The 26,684-nt window shown below is 73.7% G+C and carries 27 protein-coding genes; 18 read left to right on the top strand and 9 right to left on the bottom strand.

The annotated features are described in order from the left end of the window. Positions 1 to 546: 546 nt before the first annotated feature. The gene (locus ACZ6W9_RS22555; protein WP_389964275.1) at positions 547 to 786 is read left to right on the top strand and encodes a hypothetical protein; all 240 of its coding nucleotides are present in this window, start codon (positions 547 to 549) and stop codon (positions 784 to 786) included. Positions 787 to 887: 101 nt separating this feature from the next. Here ACZ6W9_RS22555 and ACZ6W9_RS22560 read toward each other — a convergent pair whose 3' ends face one another. Beyond that, the gene (locus ACZ6W9_RS22560) at positions 888 to 1,622 is read right to left on the bottom strand and encodes a hypothetical protein (protein WP_389964272.1); all 735 of its coding nucleotides are present in this window, start codon (positions 1,620 to 1,622) and stop codon (positions 888 to 890) included. 145 nt (positions 1,623 to 1,767) lie between these two features. Here ACZ6W9_RS22560 and ACZ6W9_RS22565 point away from each other — a divergent pair, with 145 nt between their 5' ends. Then, positions 1,768 to 4,239: a glycoside hydrolase family 95 protein gene (locus tag ACZ6W9_RS22565; protein WP_470119465.1), complete on the top strand. Its 2,472-nt coding sequence runs from the start codon at positions 1,768 to 1,770 to the stop codon at positions 4,237 to 4,239. A gap of 78 nt (positions 4,240 to 4,317) precedes the next feature. Here ACZ6W9_RS22565 and ACZ6W9_RS22570 read toward each other — a convergent pair whose 3' ends face one another. The 3 genes from ACZ6W9_RS22570 to ACZ6W9_RS22580 form a co-directional block, all read right to left on the bottom strand. Then, positions 4,318 to 5,421, bottom strand: coding sequence for a cellulose binding domain-containing protein (locus tag ACZ6W9_RS22570; protein ID WP_389964266.1), 1,104 nt, complete (start codon positions 5,419 to 5,421; stop codon positions 4,318 to 4,320). Positions 5,422 to 5,564: 143 nt separating this feature from the next. After that, positions 5,565 to 6,479, bottom strand: a complete 915-nt coding sequence (locus ACZ6W9_RS22575; protein WP_470119467.1) for a TauD/TfdA dioxygenase family protein — start codon at positions 6,477 to 6,479, stop codon at positions 5,565 to 5,567. 36 nt (positions 6,480 to 6,515) lie between these two features. Further along, entirely contained in the window at positions 6,516 to 6,602 is an 87-nt protein-coding gene (locus tag ACZ6W9_RS22580) for a putative leader peptide (protein WP_389964480.1), read from the bottom strand. Positions 6,603 to 6,835: 233 nt separating this feature from the next. On the opposite strand from ACZ6W9_RS22580, the gene ACZ6W9_RS22585 reads away from it, so the two are divergent. The 8 genes from ACZ6W9_RS22585 (at position 6,836) to ACZ6W9_RS22620 (ending at position 17,290) form a co-directional block, all read left to right on the top strand. Beyond that, positions 6,836 to 7,603, top strand: coding sequence for a GntR family transcriptional regulator (locus ACZ6W9_RS22585; RefSeq protein WP_389964260.1), 768 nt, complete (start codon positions 6,836 to 6,838; stop codon positions 7,601 to 7,603). Then, a complete protein-coding gene (locus ACZ6W9_RS22590) occupies positions 7,594 to 7,821 on the top strand; it encodes a 4Fe-4S dicluster domain-containing protein (RefSeq protein WP_389964257.1) in 228 nt (75 codons plus the stop codon). Before ACZ6W9_RS22585 ends, ACZ6W9_RS22590 begins: the two co-directional genes overlap by 10 nt. Before the next feature lie 14 nt (positions 7,822 to 7,835). Continuing rightward, positions 7,836 to 9,368 carry an ABC transporter substrate-binding protein gene (locus ACZ6W9_RS22595; protein WP_389964254.1) on the top strand — a complete coding sequence of 511 codons (1,533 nt, stop codon included), beginning with the start codon at positions 7,836 to 7,838 and terminating at the stop codon, positions 9,366 to 9,368. Next, positions 9,365 to 10,327, top strand: coding sequence for an ABC transporter permease (locus ACZ6W9_RS22600; RefSeq protein WP_470119470.1), 963 nt, complete (start codon positions 9,365 to 9,367; stop codon positions 10,325 to 10,327). The genes ACZ6W9_RS22595 and ACZ6W9_RS22600 overlap by 4 nt, the downstream gene beginning before the upstream one ends. Then, positions 10,324 to 11,160 (top strand): ABC transporter ATP-binding protein, encoded by an 837-nt coding sequence (locus ACZ6W9_RS22605; RefSeq protein WP_389964248.1) that lies wholly within the window; start codon positions 10,324 to 10,326, stop codon positions 11,158 to 11,160. The genes ACZ6W9_RS22600 and ACZ6W9_RS22605 overlap by 4 nt, the downstream gene beginning before the upstream one ends. After that, positions 11,160 to 13,820: a fumarate reductase/succinate dehydrogenase flavoprotein subunit gene (locus ACZ6W9_RS22610; RefSeq protein ID WP_470119472.1), complete on the top strand. Its 2,661-nt coding sequence runs from the start codon at positions 11,160 to 11,162 to the stop codon at positions 13,818 to 13,820. The genes ACZ6W9_RS22605 and ACZ6W9_RS22610 overlap by 1 nt, the downstream gene beginning before the upstream one ends. Positions 13,821 to 13,966: 146 nt before the next feature. Further along, positions 13,967 to 14,956 (top strand): phosphotriesterase family protein, encoded by a 990-nt coding sequence (locus ACZ6W9_RS22615; RefSeq protein WP_389964243.1) that lies wholly within the window; start codon positions 13,967 to 13,969, stop codon positions 14,954 to 14,956. Between the two features lie 39 nt (positions 14,957 to 14,995). After that, entirely contained in the window at positions 14,996 to 17,290 is a 2,295-nt protein-coding gene (locus tag ACZ6W9_RS22620; RefSeq protein WP_470119475.1) for a hypothetical protein, read from the top strand. Positions 17,291 to 17,393: 103 nt separating this feature from the next. On the opposite strand, the gene ACZ6W9_RS22625 is transcribed toward ACZ6W9_RS22620, so the two are convergent. Together ACZ6W9_RS22625 and ACZ6W9_RS22630 are read right to left on the bottom strand one after the other, a co-directional pair. Next, positions 17,394 to 18,341: a tetratricopeptide repeat protein gene (locus ACZ6W9_RS22625; protein ID WP_470119477.1), complete on the bottom strand. Its 948-nt coding sequence runs from the start codon at positions 18,339 to 18,341 to the stop codon at positions 17,394 to 17,396. Then, positions 18,328 to 18,462 carry a hypothetical protein gene (locus ACZ6W9_RS22630; protein ID WP_389964234.1) on the bottom strand — a complete coding sequence of 45 codons (135 nt, stop codon included), beginning with the start codon at positions 18,460 to 18,462 and terminating at the stop codon, positions 18,328 to 18,330. Before ACZ6W9_RS22630 ends, ACZ6W9_RS22625 begins: the two co-directional genes overlap by 14 nt. 275 nt (positions 18,463 to 18,737) lie before the next feature. On the opposite strand from ACZ6W9_RS22630, the gene ACZ6W9_RS22635 reads away from it, so the two are divergent. The 4 genes from ACZ6W9_RS22635 (at position 18,738) to ACZ6W9_RS22650 (ending at position 21,052) form a co-directional block, all read left to right on the top strand. After that, positions 18,738 to 19,274: an NUDIX hydrolase family protein gene (locus ACZ6W9_RS22635; RefSeq protein ID WP_389964231.1), complete on the top strand. Its 537-nt coding sequence runs from the start codon at positions 18,738 to 18,740 to the stop codon at positions 19,272 to 19,274. A gap of 82 nt (positions 19,275 to 19,356) precedes the next feature. Further along, positions 19,357 to 19,740: an ArsR/SmtB family transcription factor gene (locus ACZ6W9_RS22640; protein ID WP_470119479.1), complete on the top strand. Its 384-nt coding sequence runs from the start codon at positions 19,357 to 19,359 to the stop codon at positions 19,738 to 19,740. Between the two features lie 55 nt (positions 19,741 to 19,795). Continuing rightward, the gene (locus tag ACZ6W9_RS22645) at positions 19,796 to 20,275 is read left to right on the top strand and encodes an SRPBCC family protein (protein ID WP_470119481.1); all 480 of its coding nucleotides are present in this window, start codon (positions 19,796 to 19,798) and stop codon (positions 20,273 to 20,275) included. A 186-nt stretch (positions 20,276 to 20,461) separates the two neighbouring features. Further along, positions 20,462 to 21,052 carry a TIGR03086 family metal-binding protein gene (locus ACZ6W9_RS22650; protein ID WP_470119483.1) on the top strand — a complete coding sequence of 197 codons (591 nt, stop codon included), beginning with the start codon at positions 20,462 to 20,464 and terminating at the stop codon, positions 21,050 to 21,052. Positions 21,053 to 21,160: 108 nt separating this feature from the next. On the opposite strand, the gene ACZ6W9_RS22655 is transcribed toward ACZ6W9_RS22650, so the two are convergent. Beyond that, positions 21,161 to 21,529, bottom strand: a complete 369-nt coding sequence (locus tag ACZ6W9_RS22655) for a VOC family protein (protein ID WP_389964219.1) — start codon at positions 21,527 to 21,529, stop codon at positions 21,161 to 21,163. A gap of 97 nt (positions 21,530 to 21,626) precedes the next feature. Between ACZ6W9_RS22655 and ACZ6W9_RS22660 the strand changes: the two genes are divergently transcribed. Further along, a complete protein-coding gene (locus ACZ6W9_RS22660) occupies positions 21,627 to 22,076 on the top strand; it encodes a MarR family winged helix-turn-helix transcriptional regulator (protein ID WP_362932947.1) in 450 nt (149 codons plus the stop codon). Between the two features lie 104 nt (positions 22,077 to 22,180). On the opposite strand, the gene ACZ6W9_RS22665 is transcribed toward ACZ6W9_RS22660, so the two are convergent. Beyond that, positions 22,181 to 22,870: a pentapeptide repeat-containing protein gene (locus tag ACZ6W9_RS22665; RefSeq protein ID WP_470119485.1), complete on the bottom strand. Its 690-nt coding sequence runs from the start codon at positions 22,868 to 22,870 to the stop codon at positions 22,181 to 22,183. A gap of 182 nt (positions 22,871 to 23,052) precedes the next feature. Between ACZ6W9_RS22665 and ACZ6W9_RS22670 the strand changes: the two genes are divergently transcribed. Beyond that, positions 23,053 to 24,060 carry a hypothetical protein gene (locus ACZ6W9_RS22670; RefSeq protein ID WP_470119487.1) on the top strand — a complete coding sequence of 336 codons (1,008 nt, stop codon included), beginning with the start codon at positions 23,053 to 23,055 and terminating at the stop codon, positions 24,058 to 24,060. A gap of 6 nt (positions 24,061 to 24,066) precedes the next feature. On the opposite strand, the gene ACZ6W9_RS22675 is transcribed toward ACZ6W9_RS22670, so the two are convergent. Next, positions 24,067 to 24,810 (bottom strand): endonuclease/exonuclease/phosphatase family protein, encoded by a 744-nt coding sequence (locus ACZ6W9_RS22675; protein ID WP_389964209.1) that lies wholly within the window; start codon positions 24,808 to 24,810, stop codon positions 24,067 to 24,069. Between the two features lie 114 nt (positions 24,811 to 24,924). On the opposite strand from ACZ6W9_RS22675, the gene ACZ6W9_RS22680 reads away from it, so the two are divergent. Together ACZ6W9_RS22680 and ACZ6W9_RS22685 are read left to right on the top strand one after the other, a co-directional pair. Next, positions 24,925 to 25,281 carry a hypothetical protein gene (locus ACZ6W9_RS22680; RefSeq protein ID WP_389964206.1) on the top strand — a complete coding sequence of 119 codons (357 nt, stop codon included), beginning with the start codon at positions 24,925 to 24,927 and terminating at the stop codon, positions 25,279 to 25,281. Between the two features lie 16 nt (positions 25,282 to 25,297). Further along, on the top strand, positions 25,298 to 26,629 hold the full coding sequence (locus tag ACZ6W9_RS22685) for a WXG100-like domain-containing protein (RefSeq protein WP_389964203.1): 1,332 nt from the start codon (positions 25,298 to 25,300) through the stop codon (positions 26,627 to 26,629). Positions 26,630 to 26,684: the final 55 nt, after the last annotated feature.

The raw sequence follows: 26,684 nt of genomic DNA on the forward strand, positions 1-26,684 counted from the left end.
CTCTGGGGGGCGGGGGTGTGTAGGGACGTACGCGGGCAAGGTTCGCAAAGGTATACGGGCCATACAACGCAAAGATCGTTTCGTTACATTAACGAGGCGAACCGGACATATTTAGATTTGCGTGATGTTCCGCCTTGCTCGCGAAAAGTAACACTCCGTAAGGTCATTCACCGGAGAATTTCACGGTGTGACTTACTGATCGCACGGGGTGTCGAGTTTTCTAGTGATACTTACTGACTTTTCCTAGAAAAGTCATGAATGTCAGGTGGTAAATGGCGCTCGTTGCCGGTGACTCTACGCACCGGTAACCATCGCGACGGCGGTCGGCGGACATGACGCCGACCGGTCCACCGCCTGTTCTTCGCCGCCCGGTTTTATGATCAAATCCGCTTTTATCATTAAATGTCCGTTTTAAGGCTGTCGCCTTGCGGGCCGCCTCCCGGACTCGTTCCTCCGGTCGCCCGGCGGGTGATCGACGTGCATGCGGAGAGTAATGATTCGGTGTCATACTGTGACCGTCATGCATCCTTCCGAGAGAGGACCATCATGATCAGATCGGTGTTCAAGGCCGGAGCCGCGGCCCTCGTGACGACCGCCCTGCTCTGCGCCCCCGCGCTCGCCGACACGGCCCCGCGGTCGGCCGCGAGCAACGACGTGTACCGCGACTGGTACTGGACCCACTCCGCCTGCGTGGCGGCCGGCCAGGGCGGGATAGACCGGGGCCACTGGGAGACCTACACCTGTTCCGAGGGCGACTGGCTCTGGCACCTGTGGACCAACCGCTGACCGGCTGACACCCCGGCCGGTCGCACGCCCGCGGGGGCGACGGCCGGCCGGGACCGCGGGGGCGTCCGGCCGCGGGGCGGCGGAGGGGGCCCGCGGGCGGTTCAGTCGGCGATGTAGCCGATGGAGTGGACCTCGTAGCCGCCGGCGGCCGAGCCGCGCGTGTGCATCACCATGGCGCCGCCTTCGTAGGAGTAGGCGCAGGCGTGCCCCCGGGGCTCCGGCGTGCATCCCTGGAAGATGTGGCGGACGCCGCGCGGGTCGTACGCGGTCCGGAACAGCCTGCCGACCGCCGCGGTGGTGGCGACCTCCAGTCCGGCGTTCCGGTCACCGTGCCGCCAGGCCGAGAAGAGGTGCCCGGCGGCGGCCGAGGGCTTGGTGAGCAGCCGCGAGGTGTACACCCTGGTGACCTTCGAGCCGGAGACGACCATGAGGACGCCGTTGAGGCCGCCCCGCACACGCACGCTGGTGTGGACGAAGCGGCACGCGGCGCCCCGGCACCCGGCGAACTCGTCCGGGGCACGGTAGCGGTAGGAGAAGATCGCGCGCACCGCGGACGGCGTGGCGACCCGGGCCGCGGCCCCGCGGTCGGCGCGCAGCCAGGCGCGGAACAGCTTCCTGGCCACGGTCGCCGGGGCCGGGGCGGAGGTCGCGGAGGTCGCGGTGGCCGCCGCCCCGGCAGTGATCACCCGCGTGGTGGCCGGGGCGGTCGCGGCGGTGCTCACGGTGGAGGCGGCGGGGGTGGCGCCGGCCGTACGGGCGGAGGCCGGGGCGGCGGGGAGCAGCAGCGTGGCGCTCACCGCGATCGCGGCGCCGCCGAGGATCAGTCTTCTGGACACACCCCGAAGGTAGGGGCTCCAACTTGCACGGGGTTTGAGGATCACTTGCAGGTGCGTTCCGGCTCATCCGGCAGGATTCTCCGGGTGACCGCGGTGTTCATCGGATGAACCGCCGTGGCCCGATGCAGGCTCCCGGAGGAGAGACATGACCCTGAGGCTCTGGTATCCGCGTCCGGCCAGGAACTGGATGGAGGCCCTGCCCGTCGGCAACGGCCGTCTCGGGGCCATGGTGTTCGGCGGCCCGCGGCGGGAGCGCATCGCGCTCAACGTCGACACGCTGTGGTCGGGCGGGCCGCACGGGGCCGGGGTGAGCGACGGTCCCGGGATCCTCGCGGAGATCCGCCGCCTCCTGCTCGACGAGGACGACCGCCGGGCGGCGGAGGAGGCCGTACGGAGGCTCCAGGGGCCGGAGAGCGAGTCCTACCAGCCCCTCGGCGATCTCCTGCTGACCTATGGGACCGGTGGAGGGGATCCGGGGGGAGACGAGCCGTGTGGGGAGTACCACCGGGAGCTCGACCTCGACCGCGCGGTCGCGGTCACCTCCGCCGACGGCGTCACCACCGAGGTGCTCGCCTCGGCGCCCGACGGGCTCCTCCTGGTACGGCTGACCTCCTCCTCCCCCCTCGGGTTGCGGGCCGGGCTGCGCACTCCGCACGCGGAGGCCGAGACGGGCCACCCCGACGCGCGCACGCTGACGCTGACCGCCCGCGCGCCCGCCCATGTCGAACCGCACCGGCCGGTCCCCGAGCCCGTCGTCTACCGCGCCGGTGAGGGCATGCTCCTCGCGGTCGCCGTACGGGCATGGGCCGACGGAGGGACGGTGCGCGCCGCAGGCGGGACACTGACCGTGGAGGGGGCCACATCGCTCACCCTGGCGCTGGCCGCCGAGACCTCGTTCCGCGGCTGGGACCGGGAGCCGGGGGACGACCGGGGAGAGCCGCTGGAGCGGTGCCTGGCCACGATCGGCGCGGCGGAGCCGTACGGGGCCGGCGAACTGGTCGCGCGGCACGTCGCCGACCATGCCGGGCTGTTCTCGCGGGTGAGCCTGCGCCTCGGCGAGGCGCCGGAGCGGCGGCCGGAGACGGGGGAGCGGCGGCCGGAGGCAGGGGACGACGAGGCTCCGGAGAGGAGGGAGGCGGGGGACGGCACCCGTGCGCCCCTGCCGGACGGCGGGCGGCCCACCGGTGCGTGGCCGGGCGACGAGCGGCCGGGTGACGAGCGGCCGGGTGACGAGCGGCCCACCGACGAACGGGTGGCCGCGGTCCGTGCCGGCGCCGACGACCCCGGGCTCGCCGCGCTGCTGTTCGCCTACGGCCGCTACCTCCTGATCGCCTCCTCCCGGCCCGGCACGCAGGCCGCCAACCTCCAGGGCATCTGGAACGAGGACGTGCGGCCCCCCTGGAGCTGCGACTACACCACCAACATCAACGTCCAGATGAACTACTGGCCCGCCGAGACCACGAACCTGCCCGAGTGCCACCTGCCGCTGGCCGACCTGGTGGAGGAACTGGCCTGCTCCGGCGCGCGCACCGCCCGTGAGGTCTACGGCGGCGAAGGCTGGGTCGCCCACCACAACGCGGACCTCTGGCGGGCGAGCTGGGCGATGCCCGGCGAGGCGATGTGGTCGATGTGGCCGATGGCCGGGGCCTGGCTGGTCAGGCATCTGACCGAGCACGCCGACTTCGCCGGCGACGACGGCTTCCGGATGACGCGGGCGTGGCCGGTGGTGCGGGGGGCCGCGGAGTTCGTGCTCGGCCGGCTCGTCGAGGACGGCGCGGGGCGTCTGGTCACCGCGCCGTCCACCTCGCCGGAGAACTCCTTCCTCGACGCCCGCGGCGAGCACGTGTCGGTCGACGTCATCGCCACCATGGACGTGTGGCTGATCCGCGAGCTGTTCCGCACCGCGGCCGGGCTGGCCGTACGGGCCGGTGACGCGGGGTTCGCCGGGCGGCTGCGCGACGCGCTCGCCCGGGTGCGCGGCCCCGTGATCGGCGCGGACGGCCGCCTGCTGGAGTGGTCGCGGCCGTTCACCGAGCACGAGCCGGGCCACCGCCACCTGTCCCACCTCTACGGGCTGTTCCCCGGCGGCGAGATCGACGTGGACGGCACGCCGGAGCTCGCCGCGGCGGCCCGGCGGTCGCTGGAGGCCCGGCTCGCGGCCGGTGGCGGCGGCACCGGCTGGAGCCGCGCCTGGACGATCTGCCTGTGGGCCCGGCTGCGCGACGGCGCGGCGGCGGAGACGGCCGTCCGCGAGGCGCTGCGCGAGCACACCGCCGCCAACCTCATGGGCCTGCACCCCCCGCGGATCTTCCAGATCGACGGCAACCTCGGATTCACCGCGGGCGTGGCCGAGATGCTGCTGCAGAGTCACACCGGGACGCTGCGGCTGCTGCCCGCCCTCCCGCCGGGCTGGCCGGCGGGCGCGGTGACGGGCCTGCGCGCCCGGGGTCCGGTCCTCGTGGACCTCGAATGGTCCGGCGGCCTCCTCCGGCGGGCGTCCTTCACCGCCGGACGGGACCGCGTCGTCGCCCTGGCCCTCCCCGCGGGCGTGACGGGGCCCGACGAGCTGCGCCTGGCGGCGGGTGAGCCCCGGGTCGTGACGTTCGACCCGGCCTGACGGCCGGAGGACCCGGATCCGGCGTCCTCCGAGGACACCGGCGCTCCGGTGCCCCTCGGAGGACGGCGGTCCGGGCGGTCAGGCCGCCGAGCAGGTGAGGACCGGCGCGGTGTTCACGCCGTTCCACGAGGCCAGGAAGCCGAAGGCGGTCGAGGCGCCCGCGGAGAGCTCGCCGTTCCAGGAGAGGCTCCGTACGGTCACCGCGGAGCCGTTCGCGGAGAGCTCGCCGTTCCAGACCTGGGTGATCCGCTGGCCGTCGGCGAAGGTCCACCGCACCGTCCAGGAGCGGATCGCGGCGGTTCCGGTGTTCCTGACCGTGACCTCGCCCTGGAAGCCGTCCGCCCACTGGTTGGTGTTCCTGAACGTGGCCGAGCAGCCGCCCGCCGGGACGGTGGGAGTGGCCGTGGGGGTGACGGTGGGAGTGACGGTGGGGGTCGGCGTGATCGAGGGGGTGGGGCTCGGGCGGACGCCGTCCAGCAGGCCGGTGAGCGCCGGATACCACCGGTCGGACATCTTGCGGTCGCCCGTGGCGTTCGGGTGCACGCCGTCGTAGGTGTCGGTGGCCGTGTCGAAGCCCGTCCACTGGTCCACGACGACGATCGGCGACCGCGCGGTGGAGGTGGCCGCCGCCCAGGCGGGGATGGCGTTGTTGAAGTTCACCGCCCGCTGCCCGCACTCGGCGCAGGAGGACGGGTTCATCGGAATGATCTTGGCGACCAGGATCCTCATGCCGGGGTTGGCGGCCCGCATCTGGCCCACCAGCCTGGTGAACGCGTCGAGGATCGTCGCGGGGGCGATGCCGCTCCACACGTCGTTGGTGCCGAGGTGCATCATCACGACGTCGGGCCTGGTGGCCTCCAGCCAGCCGGGCAGCAGGTTCTGGTTCGCGATGTTGGTCGCCAGGTAGCCGCCGTGCCCCTCGTTGTCGCCGTCGTGGGCCACCGAGCAGCCCTGCGGCGGCAGCGTGCCCACGAAGTCGATGTCGGTGTACCCGCCGCTCTGCAGCCTGTTCCAGAGCAGGGCCCGCCAGCAGCCGGGGGAGCCGGTGATCGAGTCGCCGAGCGGCATGATCCTGGTGGCCGCGGCGTCCGCGGGCGCGGAGGCCGCGAACGCCGCGGCCATGAACATCACCGCTCCGGCCAGCGCCGCCAGCATCGCCGAGAAGGCGTTCCTCCGCGTCATCGTCCCCTCCGCCGTCGGTTGAGCGGATCGTAGGGGCGCGGTCCCGGCGGCCGGAAGCGACCGGCCGCCGGGACCGCTGTGACCTGCTGTTCCGGCGTAGAACTCCTGTAACTTTCAAAGGCCGGCCCGGCGGACCGGGCGTCTCAGGCGGCCGCGGGGACGGCCACGGGGGAGTAGGCGGCGGCGTCGCCGGTCAGCGCCATGCTGGGCCGGCCGTCCACCCCGACGGGGATGTCCCCGGCGATCGTGACGCGGTGCAGGCGGCGTGGCCGGTCGCCGAAGTCGTGCACGACCCGGTGCTGGGTCGCGCGGTTGTCCCACACGGCGACGTCACCTTCGGCCCACCGCCAGCGCACGGTGTTCTCCACCTGCGTGACCTGGTCCTGGACCAGCCGGACGAGTGCGTCCGACGCCTGGCTCGTCAGGCCGGTCAGCCGCCGGGCGAAGTCCCCGAGGAGGATGGACCGCTCGCCGGTCTCGGGGTGGACCCGTACGACGGGGTGCTCGGTCTCGAAGACCGTGGAGGCGAAGACCTCGGCGTAGGCGCGGGTCCGCTCGGGGTCGTCGGCGGTGGCGATCCGGGCGTAGTCGTACCGGTTGGTGTGGACGGCGCGCAGCCTCTCCAGCAACTCGCGCAGCTCGGTGGGCAGGTGCTCGTAGGCGGTGACGGTGTTGGCCCACAGCGTGTCGCCGCCGGCCGGGGGCACGGTGATCGCCCGCAGCACCGAGGCCGCGGGCGGGCGGTCGACGAAGGTGACGTCGGTGTGCCAGCGGTCGACCTTGTGACCATTGGTGTAGTCGAGGTCGAGGACGTGGGTGTTGCCGTCCAGGGACGGCACGGTCGGGTGGGCGGTGGTCGGCTCGCCGAGCAGGCCGGCGAACGCGGTCTGGCCCTGCTCGTCGAGGTGGTCCTGGCCGCGGAAGAAGACCACCTTGTGGGTGAGCAGGGCCAGGCGGATCTCGGCGACGACCTCGCCGGGCAGGTCGCCGCCGAGTCGTACGCCGGAGACCTCGGCGCCGATGCGGCCCGCGACGGGGGTGATGAGGAGAGAGGACATGGTTCGGGTTCCTTCCAGGGACGTGTCCGGGTGGGGTCAGCGCTGGAAGGGGCGACAGAGCGCGCTGGCCACGCGGCAGAGGTCCACGTGGCCGCGGGTGGTCAGCGGAACCGGGTTCGTCACGTCTCGAACGTAGGACGCCCGCCGGAGAAAGTCAATCTAATTGGTAGGTAATTAGGGTTTTAGAGGTCGCGATCGTCCGCTCCGGCTGGCGGAACGGGCCGGGTCCGTGGCGGAAGCGCAGGTGGAAAGGGGGGTGCGGGCACCGGGGGTGGCGCAATCTCCCCGTTACACCATTTTCCCTACTCATTTAGTAGGGTTCTCGGCGTCAGAGCACGACGACGTCTGGAGGCGGCATGGAGACGACGGCGGCCGGACCCGTCCCGGCCGGCGCGCGGCGCAGGGCCGACCGCGCCAGGCAGGTGGCCGACCTGCTCCGGCGCGAGATCGTGCACGGCGGGTACGGCGAGCGGCTGCCGCTGGAGACCGCACTCGCCCGGGAGTTCGGCGCCTCCCGCAACACCGTGCGCGAGGCGCTGGACCTGCTGCGCGAGGAGGGCCTCATCGAGCGCTGCCCCGGCGTGGGCACCACGGTCGCCGCAGAGAAGTACCCGCACGGCCTGCACCGGCTGCTCGGCCTCGCCGAGACGCTCCACGAGCACGGCCGGGTGAGCAACGAGGTCCGGACCATGGGCCTCATCGAGCCGCCCGCGGCGGTCGGGCGGCGGCTCGGACTGGCCGCCGGGGAGCCCGTCGTCTACCTCGAACGGCTGCGCCGCCTGAACGGGCTGCCGCTCTCGCTCGACCTGACCTACCTCGTCCGCGACGTCGGCGAGCCCCTGTTCGACGCGGACCTGGAGCGCAACGACGTCTTCGTGCTGCTGGAACGGATCGCCGGGCAGCCGCTCGGCGAGGCCGAACTGACCGTGGAGGCCGTCAACGCCGACGCCCACACCGCGGCCGTGCTCGACGCCCCGCGCGGAGCCGCCCTGCTCATGGTCGAGCGGCTCACCCACCTGGCCGACGGGCGCCCGGTCGACCTGGAGTTCGTCCGCTTCCGGGGAGACCGCCTGACCATGCGCGGCCACCTGCGCCGCGCCCCGGAGGAGGACACATGCCCCTGATCAACCAGCGCGCCGAGGTCCCCGTGACCATCGACCAGGCGCTGTGCATCACCGGCTGCACGCTCTGCGTCGAGGCGTGCCCGCTCGACTCGCTCGCCATCGACGACGAGACCGGCAAGGCGTACATGCACGTCGACGAGTGCTGGTACTGCGGCCCGTGCGCCGCCCGCTGCCCCGTGGACGCGGTCACCATCGACATCCCCTACCTGCTGCGATGAAGGATCACAAGGACATGCGACCCCTCCGCGCGGCCGTGCTGGCCGCCCTGATGCTCGCCGTGCCGGGCTGCTCGGTCGCCGGAGCCGCCGGAGCCCCCGGGACCGCCGCCGGCGGCGGCGAGGGCGGCGCGAAGACCCGGCTCGTCATCGGCTACCAATCCAAGACGATCAACACGGTGACCGCGGGGACGCTGCTGCGCTCCCTCGGCTATCTGGAGAAGCGGCTCGGCGGCGAATACGCCGTCGAGTGGCGCGACTACGACACCGGCGCCCCGATCACCGCCGAGATGGTGGCGGGGAAGATCGACATCGGCTCGATGGGCGACTACCCCCTGCTGATCAACGCCTCCCGCACCCGGGACATCGAGGAGGCCCGCACCAGACTGGTCTCGATCACCGGCTACAACCTGCGCGGCGCGCTCAACATGGTCGTGGTCCCCAAGGACTCTCCCGCGAGGAGGCTGGCCGACCTCAGAGGGAGGAGGATCTCCGCCAGCGTCGGCTCCGCCGGGCACGGCACCCTCGTCCAGGCGCTGGAGAAGGCGGGACTCGACCCGGCGGACGACGTCGAGGTCGTCAACCAGCAGCCCCCGGTCGGCGCCTCGGCCCTGGAGTCCGGCGGCGTCCAGGCGTACGCGCAGTTCGTCGCCTGGCCCGGCCTGCTGGTCTTCCAGGACAAGGGCCGGCTGCTCTACGACGGCGCGGCCCTGAACGTGCCCACCTTCCACGGCGTCGTGCTCCGTGAGGCGTACGCCCGCGAGCACCCCGAGGTGGCCGACGCGTTCCTGAAGGCGCAGATCGACGCCACCCGCTACCTGCACGAACACCCCCTCCAGGCGGCCGGGAGCGTGGCGGAGGCGACGGGACTGCCCCCCGAGGTCGTCTACCTCTACAACGGCCCCGGCGGCATCTCCACCTTCGACGTCACGCTCAAGCCGCCGCTGCGGGCCGCCCACGAGCACGACGTGCCCTACCTCAGGCGCATCGGCGACGGGTTCACCGGGGTGGACGTCGCCGCGTTCACCGACGACACCTACCTGCGCAAGGCGTACGGCCCGGCCTACGACACCGACGCGGCCTCCACCGCCAACCCCGCCCGGATCTCCGGCACCGACCCCGTCTGCGGCGTTCCGGTGGACGACCCGGCGACGGCGTCGGAGCTGTGGTTCGCCGGCGAGGCCACCACCCGGCCCGCGGCGACGCCCGCCTGCCTGCTCCGCCAGATCGCCGAGGCGGGCGTCAAGGGTGTCAAGGGCGTCAAGGGCGCGAAGGACGGGGAGGGAGCGGAAGGCGCCGGGGATGCCGGGGGCGCCGGGGGCGGCCCCGCCGTCCGTGCCGCGTACGTCCCCGACGCCGCGACGGGCACCCGCTGGTTCGCCGACCGGTCCGTCTGGGTCAGGGACCCGAGCGCCGCGAAGAACGCCCGGTTCCTCCCCTTCACCACCCAGGACGGCGCCGACGCCTACCGCGCCGCCCACCCCGGGGCGGAGACCGTCTCCTACGACGACGCCGTCAAGGCCGCCGGCGCGGAAGGAGGCTCCCGGTGACCGGCACCCGGAGCGCGCCCAGGGCCGCCGCCCCCGGGACCGCCGACACCCCAGCCGTCTCCGCCCTTCCCGAGGCTCCCGGCGCGGTGGTCCCCGAGACTCCCGGCGCGTCCGGCGCGTCCGTCCCCGAGGGTTCCGCCGTGTCCGCCCCCCCGGGACCCAGGGCTCCCACCGCGTCCGGCGCCGCCGTCCGCTGGGCGACCAGGGCCGCCTCCCTGCTCGTGGCGGCCGGCCTCTGGCAGGTGCTCACCGCCGCCGACGCCCGCCTGTGGCTGAGGTTCGACCGCCTGCCCTCGCTCGGCGAGATCGCCGGGCGGTTCGCCGAACGGCTGGCGACCCCCGTCTACTATCTCGACCTGGCCCAGAGCCTCGTCCGCATCCTCACCGGCTTCACCCTCGCCGCGCTCGCCGGCGTCGCGGTGGGCGTCGTGGCCGCCCGCTCCCGCCGCGCCGCCGACGTGCTGCTGCCGCCGCTGGAGGCGGTCCGGCCGATCCCCGCCATCGCCCTGGTGCCGATCGCGATCCTGCTCTTCCCCGCCGACGAGCAGGGGATCGTCTTCATCACCTTCACCGCGGCCTTCTTCCCCGTCATGGTCAGCACGCGGCACGCCGTACGGGCGCTGCCGACGATCTGGGAGGACGCGGTACGGACCCTCGGCGGCGGCCGCCGTCGCGTCCTGTGGCACGTCGTCCTGCCCGGAGCGCTGCCCGGCGTCTTCGGCGGCCTCTCGGTCGGCATGGGCGTGGCGTGGATCTGCGTGATCTCCGCGGAGATGATCTCCGGCGAGTTCGGGGTCGGCTACCGGACCTGGCACGCCTACACGGTCGTCGACTACCCCGGGGTGATCGTCGGCATGGTCACCATCGGCGTCCTCGGCTGGCTGACCTCGGCCCTCGTCGAGCTGGTCGGCCGGCGGGCCACCCGCTGGCTGCCCCGCGCGGAAGGAGCCGGCGGATGACGGCGCTCACCGGGAAGACCGGCCGGCCCGGCCGGGCCGCGACGCGCCCCGCCACCCGTCCCCCGGGCCTGGGGTTCCGCCTGGAGCGGGTCGCCCTCGGCTACGGTCCGGACACGGTGCTGCGCGACGTCGAGCTGGACGTCGCCCCGGGCGAGGTCATGGTCGTCGTGGGCGCCTCCGGATCCGGGAAGTCGACGCTGTTGCGCGCCCTGGCGGGCCTGCTGCCACCGCGCGAGGGACGCATCCTCGCCGGCGGCGAGCAGGTCACCGGCCCCTCGGCGGACCGCGCCATGGTCTTCCAGGACGACGGGCTGCTGCCGTGGCGCTCGGTCCGGCGCAACGTCGAGCTGCCGCTGGGCATCCGCGGCGTCCCCAGGAACGAGCGCGGGAACGCCTCACGGGAGTGGATCGAGCGGGTCGGGTTGTCCGGATCCGCCGGCCGCCTGCCCCGGGAGCTGTCCGGCGGCATGCGCCAGCGCGTGCAGCTGGCCCGCGCCCTGGTCGGCGCGCCGCGCGCGGTGCTGATGGACGAGCCGTTCGGCGCGCTGGACGCGCAGACCCGCGCCGGGATGCAGCGCCTGCTGCTGGACGTGCTGCGCGACACCTCCGCGACGGTCGTGTTCGTCACCCACGACGTGGACGAGGCGCTGCTGCTCGCCGACCGCGTGGCGGTGCTGGGCCGTACCGGGGTGCGGGCCGTCCTGGACGTGCCGCGCCGCCCGGACGGCGACGACGCACCGGCCGGCGGCGAACCGGCTTCCGCGGCCGGACCGGCCGCCCTCGACGACGCGGTCCGCGCCGAACTGCGCGACCGCATCCTGAAGGAGCTTTGATGGACGTCCCCCCGATCGAGGACCGCCTGGAGCTGGAGTGCGAGGTGCTCGTCGTCGGCGGCGGGACCGCCGGCACGATGGCGGCGATCACCGCGGCCGAGCGCGGCGCGCGGGTCCTGCTGCTGGAGAAGGCCCACGTACGGCACAGCGGCGCGCTGGCCATGGGCATGGACGGCGTCAACAACGCGGTCATCCCCGGCAAGGCCACCCCCGAGGACTACGTCGCCGAGATCACCCGGGCCAACGACGGCGTCGTCAACCAGCGGACCGTCCACCAGACCGCCACCCGCGGCCACGAGATGGTCCGCAGGCTGGAACGCTACGGCGTGAAGTTCGAGAAGGACGAGTACGGCGAGTACGCTGTCCGCCGCGTGCACCGCTCCGGCAGCTACGTGCTGCCCATGCCCGAGGGCAAGGACGTCAAGAAGGTCCTCTACCGGGTGCTGCGCCGCCGCGACCTGCGGGAACGGATCCGCATCGAGAACCGCGTCATGCCCGTCCGCGTTCTGACCGACGGCGGCCGGGCCGTCGGCGTGGCCGGGTTCGACACCCGCAGCGGGCGGTTCGTCACCGTCCGGGCCGGAGCGGTGGTCCTGGCCACCGGCGCCTGCGGGCGCCTCGGCCTGCCCGCCAGCGGCTACCTCTACGGCACCTACGAGAACCCGGCCAACGCCGGCGACGGTCACGCCATGGCCTACCACGCCGGCGCCGAGCTCAGCGGCATCGAGTGCTTCCAGATCAACCCGCTGATCAAGGACTACAACGGTCCCGCCTGCGCCTACGTCGCCAATCCGTTCGGCGGCTACCAGGTGAACAACCGCGGCGAGCGGTTCGTCGACTCCGACTACTGGTCGGGTCAGATGATGTCGGAGGTGGCCGCCGAGATCGCCTCGGCCCGGGGCCCCATCTACCTCAAGCTCACCCACCTGTCCGAGGAGACGATCAGCGCGGTGGAGGGCATCCTGCACTCCACCGAGCGCCCCACCCGCGGCACCTTCCACGCCGGGCGCGGCCACGACTACCGCACCCACGACGTCGAGATGCACATCTCGGAGATCGGCCTGTGCGGCGGCCACTCCGCCTCCGGCGTGTGGGTGGACGAGAACGGGGCCACGACCGTCCCCGGCCTGTACGCGGCCGGTGACCTGGCCTGCGTCCCGCACAACTACATGATCGGCGCGTTCGTCTTCGGCGACCTCGCCGGGGCGCACGCCGCCGCGCACCACGCCGTCCCCGAGACGCTGCCCGGGGAGCAGGTCGCCGCCGCCCACGAGCTCGTCTACCGTCCGCTGCGCAACCCCGACGGGCCGCCGCAGCAGCAGGTCGAGTACAAGCTGCGCCGGTTCGTCAACGACTACGTCGCCCCGCCCAAGACCGGCGCCAAGCTGGACATCGCGCTGGAGTCCTTCGAGCGCATGCGCGGCGAGATCGCCGCGATGGGGGCGCGCACCCCGCACGAGCTGATGCGCTGCGTCGAGGTGGACTTCATCCGCGACTGCGCGGAGATGGCCGCCCGCTCCTCGCTGGTGCGGACCGAGAGCCGCTGGGGCCTGTACCACGAGCGGGCCGACCTGCCGGAGCGGGACGACGCCGGCTGGCTGTTCCACCTCAACCTCCGCAGGCGGCCCGACGGGGCGATGGAGTTCGTCAAGCGCCCCGTCGAGCCGTACCTGGTGCCGGTGGAGGAGTTCCGTCCGGTCCCGGGGGAGCCCGTGGTCCTCGGCGCCCACACGACCGCCGCGGTGCGCCGTGCCGCCGGGACCGGCGCGGCGCGGGCGGCGGCGGTCGGGCACTCCCCGCGGATCCTGGAACTGCAACGGCTCGCCGAGGAGCAGCCGTCCGCGGACCGGTTCGCCCCCTACCTCGCCGACCCCGACCCCAAGGTCCGCAGGGCGGCGATCGCGGCGCTCACCGAGGCCGTACCTGAGGGAACCGGCGAGGCGCTGGTCACCGCGCTCGCCGACGACCGGGGGACGGTACGGCGCGCCGCCGCGGCCGGCCTGCGGGAACTGGTCGAGGTGCTGCCCGCCGCCCCGGGCCTGGCCGCGGGACTCACCGCGCAGTCGGGCAGCCCCGACCCGGTGGTCCGGAGCGCCGCGCTGGACGTCCTGCGCGCGCTGCGCCTGGGCACGCCGGAGATCTTCGCCGCCGCCATCGGGGACGGCGACCACCGGGTGCGGATCGAGGCGATCCGCGGCCTGGTCTCGCTGGACGAGTCCGGGCTCGTGGCCGCGGCCGCGGGCGACCCCTCACGCGAGGTCCGCGTCCGGGTGGCCACGGGCCTGGGCACGATCGGCAAGCCCTCGGCGGCGCTGGCGGAGCTCGCCGGCGACCCCGACCCGCTCGTCAGGGCCGCCGCGCTGGAGTCCTCGGGAGCCACCGGCTCCCCGCTGACGGCGCACGCCGTACGGGCGCTGGGGGACGACGCCTGGCAGGTGCGGGTCGGCGCGGCGCGCTGCCTCGGGGCGTGCGACCCCGACGAGGCCACCGGCCCGCTCGCCGCCGCCCTGGCCGACGGCAACCTCGACGTGCGCAAGGCGGCCGTGCTCGCCCTGGCGCCCTGGGCGGCCAGGCCGGGCGTCGCCGAGGCGCTGCGCGCCGCCCTGACCGACACCGACGCCGACGTACGGGCCCACGCCCGCCGCGCCCTGACCGGCTGAGGGGCCCACCGGTCCGGCCCCGGACCGGTGGAATCCGGACGAGGCGGACGAGACGGCCGGTGCGGGCGGCGGCCTCTCCCGCCGCCTCTCCCGCCGCGCGGATCACCTCCCGTAGGCTCCACGAAGGATCTCGCGAGGAGCCCCGCATGAGCGCAGTGAACACCGTCCGCGGCCCCGTCGAGGCGGACGCCCTGGGCCGCACGTACATGCACGAGCACATCTTCGTGCTCACCGCCGACGTCCAGCGCAACTACCCGGGGGAGTGGGGGGAGGAGGACCGGCGGGCCGCCGACGCGGTGGACAGGCTGCGGGCGCTGGCCGCGCAGGGGGTGCGCACCATCGTCGATCCCACCGTCGTGGGCCTCGGGCGCGACGTCCACCGCGTCCGGCGCATCGCCGAGCAGGTGCCCGAACTCAACATCGTCATGGCGACCGGGCTCTACACCTACGACAGCGTCCCGTTCTTCTTCCGCCACCGGGGACCGGCCCTCAACGAGGCGCTGGGCGCCGACGTGCCCGACCCGATGGTCGAGATGTTCCACGCCGACATCACCGACGGCATATCCGGCACCGGCGTGCGGGCCGGGATGCTCAAGTGCGCGATCGACCGGCAGGGCCTGACGCCCGGCGTGGAGCGCGTGATGCGCGCCGTCGCCCGCGTCCACCACCTGACCGGCGTCCCCGTCACCGTGCACACCCACCCGGAGTCACGGACCGGCCTGGACGTCAGGCGGGTGATGTGCGAGGAGGAGGGCGTGGACCCGGGCCGGATCGTGCTCGGCCACAGCGGGGACACCACCGACTGCGACCACCTCGCCGAGCTGGCCGAAGCCGGTTTCGTGCTGGGCATGGACCGTTTCGGCCTCAACCTCGACACCACCTTCGAGGCCCGCGCCGGCACCGTCGTGGAGATGTGCCGGCGCGGATACGCCTCCGCCATGGTCCTGTCCCAGGACGCCGCCTGCTACATCGACTGGATCGACCCGGACGTGATGGCGTTCCTGCCGCAGTGGCACTACCTGCATCTGGACCAGGAGGTCCTTCCCCACCTGCGCCGCAGCGGCGTCACCGACGAGCAGCTCACCGCCATGCTGGTGGACGTCCCGCGCCGCGTCCTGTCCCCGGCGGCCCCGTGAGCCGTCGTGCCTCGCCGGATCCTCGGGGAGGATGGCGGGATGTCGCATATCAGGATTCCGGCGGCCGGCATGGCGTCCGGCGCCGCGCAGACGGTCGACGAGACGACCCTGGTGCGCGCCTGCCGGGAGGGGCGGGCCGTACGGGCGCGGAACGGAGGGAGGCTCGTCGTCGAGGCCCGGCTGGTGCGCGAGCTGTGCCGGCGGGGACGCGAGGAGATCGACCCGCGAGGACTGACCGTCGAGGGCGCCAGGATCACCGGGGATCTCGACCTGACGGGGATGGAGGTGCCCTTCCCGCTGCGCTTCACCGGCTGCGTGTTCGACCGGCCCGTCGACCTGGACGGCGCCGACCTGCACCTGCTGGCACTCGACGGCTGTACGGTGCCCGGCCTGCGGGCGAACGGGTTGCGGGTCCGCCGTGACCTGGACCTGTCCAGGTCACGGATCACCGGCGACCTGCGGACCACGGCCAGCACCTCCCGCGTCGCGGCCGTGTGGCTGTGCGAGTCGGAGATCGGCGGACGCCTGCTCTGCCTCGACACGGTCATCGAGTCCTCGGACCGGGCGATCCAGGCCGACCGGATGCGGGTCGGCGGGACGGTCCGGCTGCTGCACGGATTCGAGGCGCGCGGCGGACTGCGGCTGCTGGGAGTGCAGGTGGCGGGGTCGCTGGACCTGACCGGCGCCCGGCTGACCCGCCCGGACCGGGGACTGGCGCTGGACCTGGGGGACGCGCAGATCGGCGGCAGCGTCTTCCTCATCGACGACCAGACCGGCCGCCGTCCGCTGGTCCGCGGCTGCGTCAACCTCGGCAACGCCCGGATCTCCGGGCGGCTCCTGATCCGCCACACCACCTTCGAACCCGCCGAGATGGTCAGGGGCGCCGGGTACGCCGGCGGACGCGACGGGGGAGACGCGATCAGCGCCCCGGGGCTCTTCGTCGGCGGCGAACTGAGCGTCGAGGGCGAGTGCCGGATCGGTGGCGGCGTGGACCTCGCGATGGGCTCCTTCGGCGCCGTCCGGATCCACCGGGGAAGCTCGTTCACCGTCGGCGGCGGACGCGCCCTCGACCTGACCAACGCCGAACTGCGCTCCGGTCTGCTCATCCAGGCGGGGACGGCGGTCGAGGGCACGCTGAGGCTGGCCGGGACGCGCATCAGGGGCGATCTGGTCGTCCGGGACACCCGGTGGAGCCGGCCGGAGAGGGACACGCTCATCGCCGCCCAGGGCGTCATCGTCGACGGCGTGGCCGACCTGCGCGGCGTCGAGACCGACGGCGGCAGGGCGGGGTTCCGCTCCGCGACCCTCGGCGGCGTCCTGGACGTCCAGGGCGCGCGCCTGCGCAATCCGGGCGGCGAGGCGCTCGCGCTGCAACAGGCTCTGGTCCGCGGTCCGGTGCTGCTCGGCGGCGGGTTCGCCGCCGAGGGCAGGGTGACGCTGAACCGGTGCACGGTGGAGGGCCGGCTCGACTGCGACGGCGGCACGTTCGCCGGAGGGCTGGACGCGGTCTCGGCCACGGCGCGCAGCGGCATGCGGCTGCGCTGGGCCGAGATCCCGCCGCGGGTGAACCTGACCGGCGCGTCCACCACGGTGCTCGCGGACGACCCGGCCCGGTGGCCGCGGGATTCGGCGATCTCCGGTTTCGTCTACGACCGGTTCGACGGCGGGTGGGACTGGCGGGCCCGCCGCGACTGGCTGCGCGCGGTCGTCCCCTTCGACGCCGGTCCCTACGAGCAGGCGGCCAGGGTGTTCCGTCAGCACGGACGCCCGGTGGAGGCCGAGAACCTGCTCATCGAGCAGCGGAGGCAGGCCAGGAAGACGCCCCCGCCGGGCGGCCCCTCGCCGAGCCGGTGGATCAGGAACACCCGTGACACGCTCTACGGCCTCACCGTCGGCTACGGCTACCGTCCGGGCCGGGTGCTGTGGATGCTGGGCGCCCTGCTCGCCCTGGTGGGCGTCATGACGATGAGTCCCGCCGTCCAGCAGACCCTCCGGGCCACCGACCCGCGCGGGAACGTCTACGCGGTGGACGGACGGCTGGTCACCGTGGACGAGGTGTCGGCGGCCCGGGACGGCACCGCGACCGCCGCGCCGCGCGGAGCCCGTCCCGGGCCGTGCGGGGACGGGCAGGTGCGCTGCTTCGACCCGCTGTTCTACACCGTCGACACCGTCATCCCGCTCGTCTCCCTGGGCCAGCGCGCGACGTGGTATCCGGAGACGCGCAGCGCGGCGGGGCGGTGGGTCTCGGCGTCGCTGAACGTGGCCGGCCTGCTGGGCTGGCTGCTGTCGACGGTGGTGGTGCTCTCCTTCGCCCGGCTCGCCCGCCCGGCCTGAGGCCGCCGACGCGCCGTCCCGCCCGGCCGGGAACCGCCGGGAACCGCCGCCGGTCCTCCGTGCCTTCGCCCGCCCGATCCGGGACCACCGTCCACGTCCTTCCTCACCCCCGCACGGACGCCGCCAGGCGCAGCACCTCCGGGTGGTCGGGGCCGAGGGCGAGGCGCTTGACGCGCAGGGCGTCCCGCCGCCGCCGCGCCGCCTCGCCGGCGCGGCCCCGGAGGGCGTCCAGGCGCGCCAGGTTCACCTGGCACACCGCCACCTCGTAGTGGTCGCCGCCCAGGTGCTCGCGAAGGATGCCCTCGGCCCGGCGCAGCGCGTCCTCCGCCTGGTCGAGGTCGCCCCGCTCGGTCAGCAGCGCGCCCAGCACGGTGAGGTCGGCGGCGACCTGGACGTGCCGGGGACCCAGCACCGCGCGCCTGATGCCGATCGCCGCCCGGATATGCCGTTCCCCGTCGCCGTCGCGCCGGGCGTGGGCGAGCCCGGCGAGGTTGTGCAGCGCGTCGGCCCGCGCCAGCGGGTCACCGCCGTGCCGCTCCAGCAGGGTCAGCGCCTCCCGGTAGAGGACCTCCGCCTCGCCGTACCGTCCGGTCTCCTTGCACAACACCCCCAGGGCCAGGCGCACCGCCACGAGCCGCCGCCGGTCGGCCCCGCCGGCCGCGCGGGCCGGTTCCTCCGCGCGGCGCAGGTACGCCTCGGCCCGGTCGTACCGGGCCAGCCTGCGCTCGACGTCGCCCAGCAGGACCAGCGCGTCGGCGAGCGGTCCGTCGCGTCCCGGGCCCGGCGGCGCGGCGGACAGCGGGCCCGCCGCCCGCAGGGCGCACTCGCGCGCCGGCCGGTGGCGGTGGAGCCCGTGCCACAGCGACGCGAGCTCCACCATGAGCGCCGGGTGCGCGGCGGGATCCATCCGGTGCGCGACCTCCTCCGCGCGCCGCGCCCACCGCTCGCCCTCGGCGTACCAGCCGCGTCGCAGGCAGTAGGCCCCCCGGAGGACGCGCCGCCGGGCCACGCGGGCCCGGCGGCGGCCCAGGAGACCGTCAGTCCTCGGCAAGGGACGGCTCGCAGTGGTTGGCGATGCGGATGCCGGCCTCCACGACATCGCTCGTCATGACCGCCAGGAACGGTACGGCCAGCACCGCGGCCGCCATCCGGACACCTCTGATCACTCGCATGGCTGCTCCTCGTCGTCGGGGATGTTCCTCCTCACGGTGGCCGCGGGGACTTGTGACCCGGTTGGAAACGGCTGTCACGTCCGACGCCGGTGCTCCCCGGGGGCCGGCGGCGTCCCGTGCCCGGGCCCCCGGCTTTCCACGGTCCCGGCTCCCGGCGGTCCGTCCCCGGCTGCTTTTCACGGCCCTCGGCCCCCCCGTCCCCGGCGGCCCGGTGACGGGGGAGGAGCCAGGGGAGCCGCCGTGCCCCGCGGCCTGCGGCGACGTACGATCGACCAATGACCGAAATGACCGAAACAACGCCCGGTTGGCTTTCCCGCGAGGAGCTGGAGCTGACGCGCGAGCGGATGCCCATCCTCTACGTCGACGCCGTGCCCGTGCGCGTCGACGACACCGGGGTGGTCACGCACGTCGGCCTGCTGCTGCGCATCGGATCGGACGGGACGGTCAGCCGCGCCCTGGTCTCCGGGCGGGTCCTCCACCACGAGCGGGTCCGTGACGCGCTGCTGCGCCACCTGGAGAAGGACCTCGGCCCGGTGGCGCTGCCCCGCGTCCCGCCCTCGCCGCAGCCCTTCACCATCGCCGAGTACTTCCCGACCGAGGGCGTCACGCCCTACCACGACCCCCGCCAGCACGCGGTCTCGCTGGCCTACATCGTGCCGGTCGCCGGGGACTGCCGTCCCCGCCAGGACGCCCTCGACCTGGTCTGGTTCACCCCCGAGGAGGCGGCGTCGCCGATGGTGCAGCAGGAGATGGCGGGCGGCCAGGGTGTCCTGCTGAAGCAGGCGCTGGCGCACGTCGGCTGCCTCACCTGACATCCCGGCGGCGCGGGCCGGGCACGCCAGGCAGGGAGGGAGCGACTTGATAGGTAGGGGATTTCCTACCTATAGTGGGCGCGTGACCGACACACGCGCCGGGTCCGCCCGGCCAGGCGGCGGCGTGCCGTCGAAAACCGCGGACGCGGCCGGGGACCGGGTCTTCTCGGCGCTGGCCAGCCCGGTGCGCCGGGAGGTGCTGCGACTGCTGCGCGAGGAGGGGCCCCAGCCCGTCCAGCGGATCGCCGGCCGCTTCGACATGGCCCGCCCCAGCCTCTCCGAGCACCTGAGGGTGCTGCGGGACGCCGGGCTGGTCAGCGAGCGCAAGGCGGGCAGGCAACGGCTCTACCGGCTGGAGGCGGTCCCGCTGCACGAGGTGCGCGAGTGGCTGGACCCGTTCGAGCGGTTCTGGCGCGAGAGGCTCACCGGGCTGCGCGACCTGCTCGACGACATGGACGAGTCTTGACCGCCCCCGGCCGTCCCGCCGGCCGGGAGCGGCGGGCTCCCCGCCGGAGGCACCGATGACCGGCGACGACCCGACCGCCCTCCACCTCGACCAGTTCCTGCCGCACCCTCCGGCCAAGGTGTGGCGGGCGCTGACCGAACCGGAGCTGATCGCCAGGTGGCTGATGCCCGGCGACTTCCGGCTGGAGGTCGGGCACCGCTACACCATGCGCGGCGTCGCGATGCCCGGAACCGGGTTCTCCGGCGTCGTCCAGGCCGAGGTGCTGGCCTTCACCCCCGGGCGGATGCTCCGCCTCGGCTGGCGCGACGCCGCCCCCGGAGACGGAGCCTGCGTCGACTGGACGGTCACCTGGACACTGGAGCCGGAGGGCACCGGCACCCGGCTGTTCCTGACGCACGAGGGCTTCGACCCGGACGACCCCCTCCAGCGGCGGGCCCACACGATCATGGGCGGCGGCTGGCGGTCCCGCGTCGTGCCCGCCCTGGCGGACCTCCTGGACCGCCTCCCCTTCCCGGACCCTTCCCGGGTGAGGTGAAGAGTCCCCCGGATGACCTGGGCGCCGACCTCGCGGCGGGACGGCCGGAGTCAGGACTCCCGGCTCCGGGCGGCTGGAACCCGAGTCTCCCGGTCCCGGACGGCCGGGGCACGGATTTCCCCGCCCCGGCAGTCCGGGGCGCGAACCTCCCCGCCCCGGACGGCCGGGGCGTACGAAAGGATGACGATGTCTGACATCGCGGAGAGATACGGCCGGCTCGCGGACGGCTTCCTGGCCCGGATCGAGGCGACGCCCGGCGACCGATGGGACGCCGTCAGCCCCTGCCAGGGGTGGACAGCCCGTGACGTCGTCGCGCACGTCGTCAACGGACACCGCGGGATCATCGCGGCGGTGCGCGGCACGCGCCCGGAACCGGCGCACGGCGTGGGCGTCTCGGGCATGGCGGGTGCCCCGGAGGTGGCTCCGGGCGCGGACCTGGCCGCCGCCTTCGCGGAGTGCCGGGCGGGCGTGCTCGCCGTACTCGCCGATCCGGACCTGGCCGCCGCGGGCTTCCGCGCCCCCGTCGGCTCCGTCACCGTGGCGGAGGCGGTCGACACGATCGGCGCGCTGGAACTGCTCGTGCACACCTGGGACCTGGCCCGCGCCGTCGGCGGGGACGAGACCCTGGACGCCGAGGCCGTCGTGCGGACCTACGAGGCCCTGCGTCCCCACTACGCCGCGCTGCAGGCCACCGGCGCGTTCTCCCCGGCGGTCGATCCTCCGGCCGGCGCCGGCCCGCAGACGAGGTTCCTCTGCTTCGCCGGCCGCCGGCCCTGACGGCGGACGCTCTTCCGGCCGCCGCGCCCGGCGAAGGGCGTTCCTCCGGCCCTTGCTCCCGGCGGCGGAGCGCTTCCCGGGGCAGGCGCCTGCGGGTCGCCGCCCACGTCAGCCGCCGTGCACGGTGAGGGCGTAGCCCTCGGGGCCGGTGAAGGTGAACATGCGGCCGAAGGGGCCGTCCTGCGGCGGGACGAGGATGGGCACGCCTGCGGCGGCGAGGCGGTCGTGCACGGCCTGGGCGTCGTCGGCGGCGAGCCACAGGGCGACGCCCAGGCCGGGCCGCCCGCCGTCGAGGTCGGTGCCGGGCAGAGGCTCGCGGACGGCGAAGGGGATCGGCCGGGTGTCGAACACGATGGCGTGCGGGGGCGCGGCGGGCGCGCGGACGAGGCCGAGGTGCTTCTCGAAGAAGGCGGCGGCGGTCTCGATGTCGCGGACCTGCAGGGCGAGGAAGTCGGGGCCGGTGACGGTGGCGCTCATGGGGTGCTCCCGGGCGGTTTCGAACCGGAGTCCTTATGTCAGGACTTTGACATGACCCAAGGTACACGCACCCTGTTGCCTATGTCAAAATATTGACATGAAAGAAGAGGCGCCGAATCAGACCGAGAAGGTCACGGACCATGTGGGATACCGGCTCAAGCGGGCCGCGGCGGCGTTGCGGTCCGCGATGGACCAGGTGCTGCGCGATCACGACCTGACCGTGCCGCAGTACGCGTGTCTGGAACTGCTGGACGAACGCCCGGGGATCTCCGGGGCCGAGCTGGCCCGGAGCACCTTCGTCACCCGCCAGTCCTCCAGCGTGGTGCTGCGCGGCCTGCAGGAGGCGGACCTGGTCACCCGGCCCGCGACCGCCGACCACGGCCGGGCCCTGCCGGTCCACCTCACCGATGAGGGACTGGCCCGCCTGGAGGCGGCGCGCGCCGCGGTCTACGCGGTCGAGCGGCGCATGATCCAGGCGGTCCCGCCCCGGCGCCTGGACGCCCTGCTGGCCGACCTCGACCGGATGGCCGCCGCCCTCGACGGCTGACCGGCCCCCGGCGGACGGAGCGGGCCGCTCACGGCCGGGCTCCGTCTCCGCGCCGCTCCATCATGGCCCGTGCGGTCCCGCCGGCTCCCGGAGGACGGCGGGGCTCAGCCCTCGATGGTGATGCCCATCGCGCCGGCCAGGGCGTGGACGAGCCCCTGGGCGTCCCGGTCGCTGACGGTGGCGCCCGCGAAGGCGGTCACGCCGCCGATGCCCAGCAGCACGCAGTCGGTGAAGCGGGCGCCGTCCATCCGGGCGCCGGAGAACTGGGCCCGGGTCAGGTCGCACCGCTCGAACCGTACTCCCCGCAGGTCGGCGTTCTGGAAGGTGGCCTCGGGCATGACGCAGTCACGGAAGACGACGTTCTTGAAGGAGGAGAAGCGGAAGCCCGCCAGATCGGCGCGGCAGCCGTCGAACGTCACCTCCCGGAAGACGCATTCGGTCCACCCCATGCCGGTCAGCCGGCTCGCCGACACCCGCGCCCGGTGCATCGACGACGTCACGGCCCGCATGTTGGACAGGTCGCACCGCTCCAGCTCCACGTCGGCGAACCCGCCACGCATCCGCGTGCCGGAGAACCTCGTGTCGGCCAGCCGGCAGCCCTCGAAGTCGACCGCCTCCACGTCGAGGGACGACAGGTCCGCGCCCTTGAACTCCAGTGCCCGGTAGGTGCCGTCGTCCACCAGGCCGTGCTCCGGCAGCCGCGCGGCGGCGAGCGGCACGGGCAGCCTGGGCGCGGCCGGCTCCTTCGGTCCGCCGGGCCGCGCGGACCGGTCACGGGAGGGGCGGGAAGGCATGGGAGGGAGCCTATAGCCGGCGCGCCCCCCGGGGGAAAGCCCGCGCCGGCCCGGCCGGCCCGTCCCCGGGACCCGTACGGCGGGCCGCGCCCGCCGTACGCCGGCGGTCCGCCCCATGATCTTGCGAAGATCACGAAGAGGTGTAAACCTGGTGCGCCGGTCCCCGTACCGAGGAGGCGTCCATGACCGAACCCGACCCGATCACCACCGCGGACCTGTGGGATCTGAAGGCCGATCCGGCGCGCCTCGACACCCTGGCCGGCACGTGGCGCGGCCTCGGCACCAAGGTGGGGAACGCGGAGGGCCTGATCAACGAGGCCGCGCACGCGGTGTTCTCCAAGGAGGACTGGACGGGGGACACCGCCCAGTCGTTCAACGACTATCGCAAGAGGCTCACCGCCGACGTGGAACGGTTCGGCCGCTGGGCCGCCAACGTCGCCGACCTCCTCTCCTACACCGCCACCGTGCTGCGTGTGCAGCAGGGACTCCTTGACGACGAGCGCAGAAAGCTCGGTGCGGTGCCCGTGGCCACCGACCTCGACGCCCTGACCTTCCGCCCGCGCGACGCCGGACAGACGAGCCTGGTCACCGGCGCGATCAACACGGCGAAGGAGATCCGCAGCCGGGTGGACGAAGTGCTGGCGGAGAAGAAGCGCGACATGAAGTTCTACGAGGACCAGTTCGAGCTGATCGCCAAGGAGTGGAAGCCGCGCATGGTGCGCATGCTCAACCTCAACATCGGCCAGGGCGCCGGCAACTCGCCCGGCGACTCGAAAGGCACCGACTCCGGTGACATCCCCAGAATCGCTCAGGTGATCGCCGACCAGGACGCGGACGTCGCCACCATCCAGGAGGTCTTCCGGCATAACACCTTCGACCTGGAGGAGGAGCTGGAGAAGCGGACCGGCGACAACTGGGAGGTCAGGTTCGAGGAGGCGAGCAAGAAGTACCACGCGAGCGACGACTGGCCCATCATCGGAGACGTCATCAACGCGCCGTTCGGCAACGCCGTGCTCGTCCGCGAGGGCGACGTCATCGAGGGGGCCGGCGACAACGAAAAGGTGAAGCTGGACGTCGACGGCGGCAACATCACGGTGCCCGCCAACGAGCCCGGCGCGGGCGACAGGCGGATCGACGACGGCGAGGGCCGATCCGCAGCCAGGACGGAGGTGCGGATCAGGCCCCGGTGACGCCGCCTACCAGTTGGGGACGTCCACATCGACCCGCTGCGCGTCATGGTCGGAGGTGGCCCCGTCGACCAGGACGGGCTGTCCGCTCAGGGTGAAGGCCGGCGAACCCGCGACATGGTCGATGCGGGTCCCCGAGGGAGACGTGCCGACGACCTCGCCGTTCCCGTCGACCGCGCCCGAGTAGACCGTGTACCCCTCCCTCTTGAAGTCGTGGATGGCGTCGCCGGAGGAGTTGTTCTTCGGGTTGTCCCCGTTGTTCGTCACGATGTTGAGGTCGCCGCCCAGCAGCGACGGCCCGCGGTTCATGGCATCGTGGAGCCGGTCGATCTGGCCGGTGCGGACGAAGTCGTCGTACTCGTGCAGGCCGTGGCTGTGCACGTGCGCGCTGTAGACGTCGAATGACTCGTTCGCCCCGGCGAACAGCCGGTCGGCGATCTCGTCGTCCAGCTCCCTGAACGCTTTGATGACCCTGTGGAGCCTTCCCTCGTCGGAACGGAGCACGCCGATGAGGATCTCCGCCAGGCCGTCGGCCGACGCCTGCAGGTCGGCGTGCGCGGAGCCGGCGGAGGTGGCCCCGCTTGTGCCGCCGAACGCGTTGGAACCCGGCATGCCGGGCACGGGAATGTAGGTCACGGCTCCGGGACCGCCGGCGAGGGCCACCCGCCCCCGTGTGACGGCCTTGTGGGCCTCGCCGACCTTCCCGGCCAGCTTGCCGACCGCGCCGAAGTCCATGCTCGCTTCGCTGCTCATGGCCGGACAGCGTAGAACAGATGATCATCCTGGCGCGAGGGGTTGTGGGCGCGCCGCCCACGGTGGCCGATGTAAGATCATTTGTGGTTGTCGTTGGGACGAAGGGGACACCGGATGGCAGAGGTGCTGCGCTTCGACAGGTCATCGCTGATCGGTGCCGGTCAGGGCATGCTGGACGCCGCGGCCGACTTCGAGCGGCACGCCGGCGGCCTGCTGGCGACCGTGCGCGGCACGGGGGGCACGGCGTGGGGCGGAACCTCCACGGGTGCGGAGATGGACCTGCTCGGCGACCTGCTCGGCGACGTCTGCCGTCTGCTGCACTCCCACCTCCACCAGACCGGCGGCGGCATCCGCGCCGTGGCCGACGACCTCCGCTGGACGGAGGCCGATACCTCCGCCGTCGTGCAGGGCTCCGGCGCCCCCGCCGTCGCGCACGGCCCCGGCGCCGCTCGCGCCGGCCGGCCGGTCTGACCGGCCGCATGCCCACATGGCACTGACCCTGCCCCCGGAACTGCAGGCCCCGTTCGGCCTGCTCGGCGTGCGCTGGCCACCGGAGGACGAGGACCACATCCGCGCCTGCGGGGCGGCCCTGCGCACGTGCGCCGTCGCCCTCGACGGCCAGACGATCCCGACGGCGCACGGCGCCGTCAGCCACGCGGCCCGGCACAACACCGGCGACCACATCGACGCGCTGACCGGCCACTGGGCCGACTACCACGCCGACGACGCGCGGTCCGGCCACCTGCAGAGCCTCACCGTCTCCCTGCATGCCCTGGCGGACGGCTGTGACCTGTTCGCCAAGATCGTCGAGATCGTCAAGGCCGTCCTGATACTCCTGGCGACCTATGTCCTGCTCGCCCTGGTCTGGGCGGCGTCCATGGCCGTCGTCTCCGGCGGGCTCGCCGCGCTCAGGGCGCGCGGCTTCGTCATGATGCTGCGGACGTTCGCCAGGAAGGCCGTGGCGACACTGCGCGGCAGGCTCGAACGATACTTCGGCAGCAGGCTGATCCGTGCCGTGGAGACCCGCCTGCGCCGCATCCTGCACGCCAAGCCCCCGTCGTTCCCGGCCCGGCCGGCGGGCTCGCCGCTGCGCCGCGCGTACGGGGTCAAGGGCCTGGCCGCCTCGTCCGCGGGCGTGGCCTGGCTGGTCGAGGGGCAGCCGGAGAGCCGCCCGCGCCCACCCCTGGACATCCCCGAGAAGGGCCCGCGTGACGGCCGGTACGACCTCGGCCCGGCCCGGGACCCCGGCATCCCCTACGACGACCCCTGGCCGTACGACCCGGACGCCGAGCCCTCGCTCGGTGACCACGCGGCCTGGCACAGGTGGCGGGCGCTGCAACTCGCCGAGGAGGCGACTCCGGGGTTCGACGAGGCGGCCGCCACCTTCAAGCACTACCTGGACGGGAATGGCGGCGACTACCACATCGACTACGACAAGGCGTACCGCGACGACGGACTGATCCGCGACGCCGTGGACGCGGAGATCCGTCGCGCCCAGGAGAACGCCGAGCGCGTCCACCGGGAGACCGGACGGCGGGAGTTCCAGATGACCGGCGAACCGGCCGCCGTCAATCAGACGGGGACCAAGAACTGGGAGTTCGCACTGGGCCGCCACTCCATCTGGGGCAGCGCGGACGTCCGGGTCGACGGCGACCGGGCCACCATGGAGATCACCGTCCACGCCTACGACCGCTACAACTTCAACCGCGAGGACAAGTGGATCAACCAGGAGAACGGCCGGTTCGAGACTCTCGGCTGGGCCAGGTCCTATGACACGCACGGATCCCTGAAACGGAAGATCACCTGGACTCTGCCCTGACCGGCCCGTACTCCGCGGCCGGGAACCGGCACGGTCCCGGCGCCGGGCACAATGG

The sequence above is a fragment of the Streptosporangium sp. NPDC053982 genome (genome assembly GCF_055585205.1).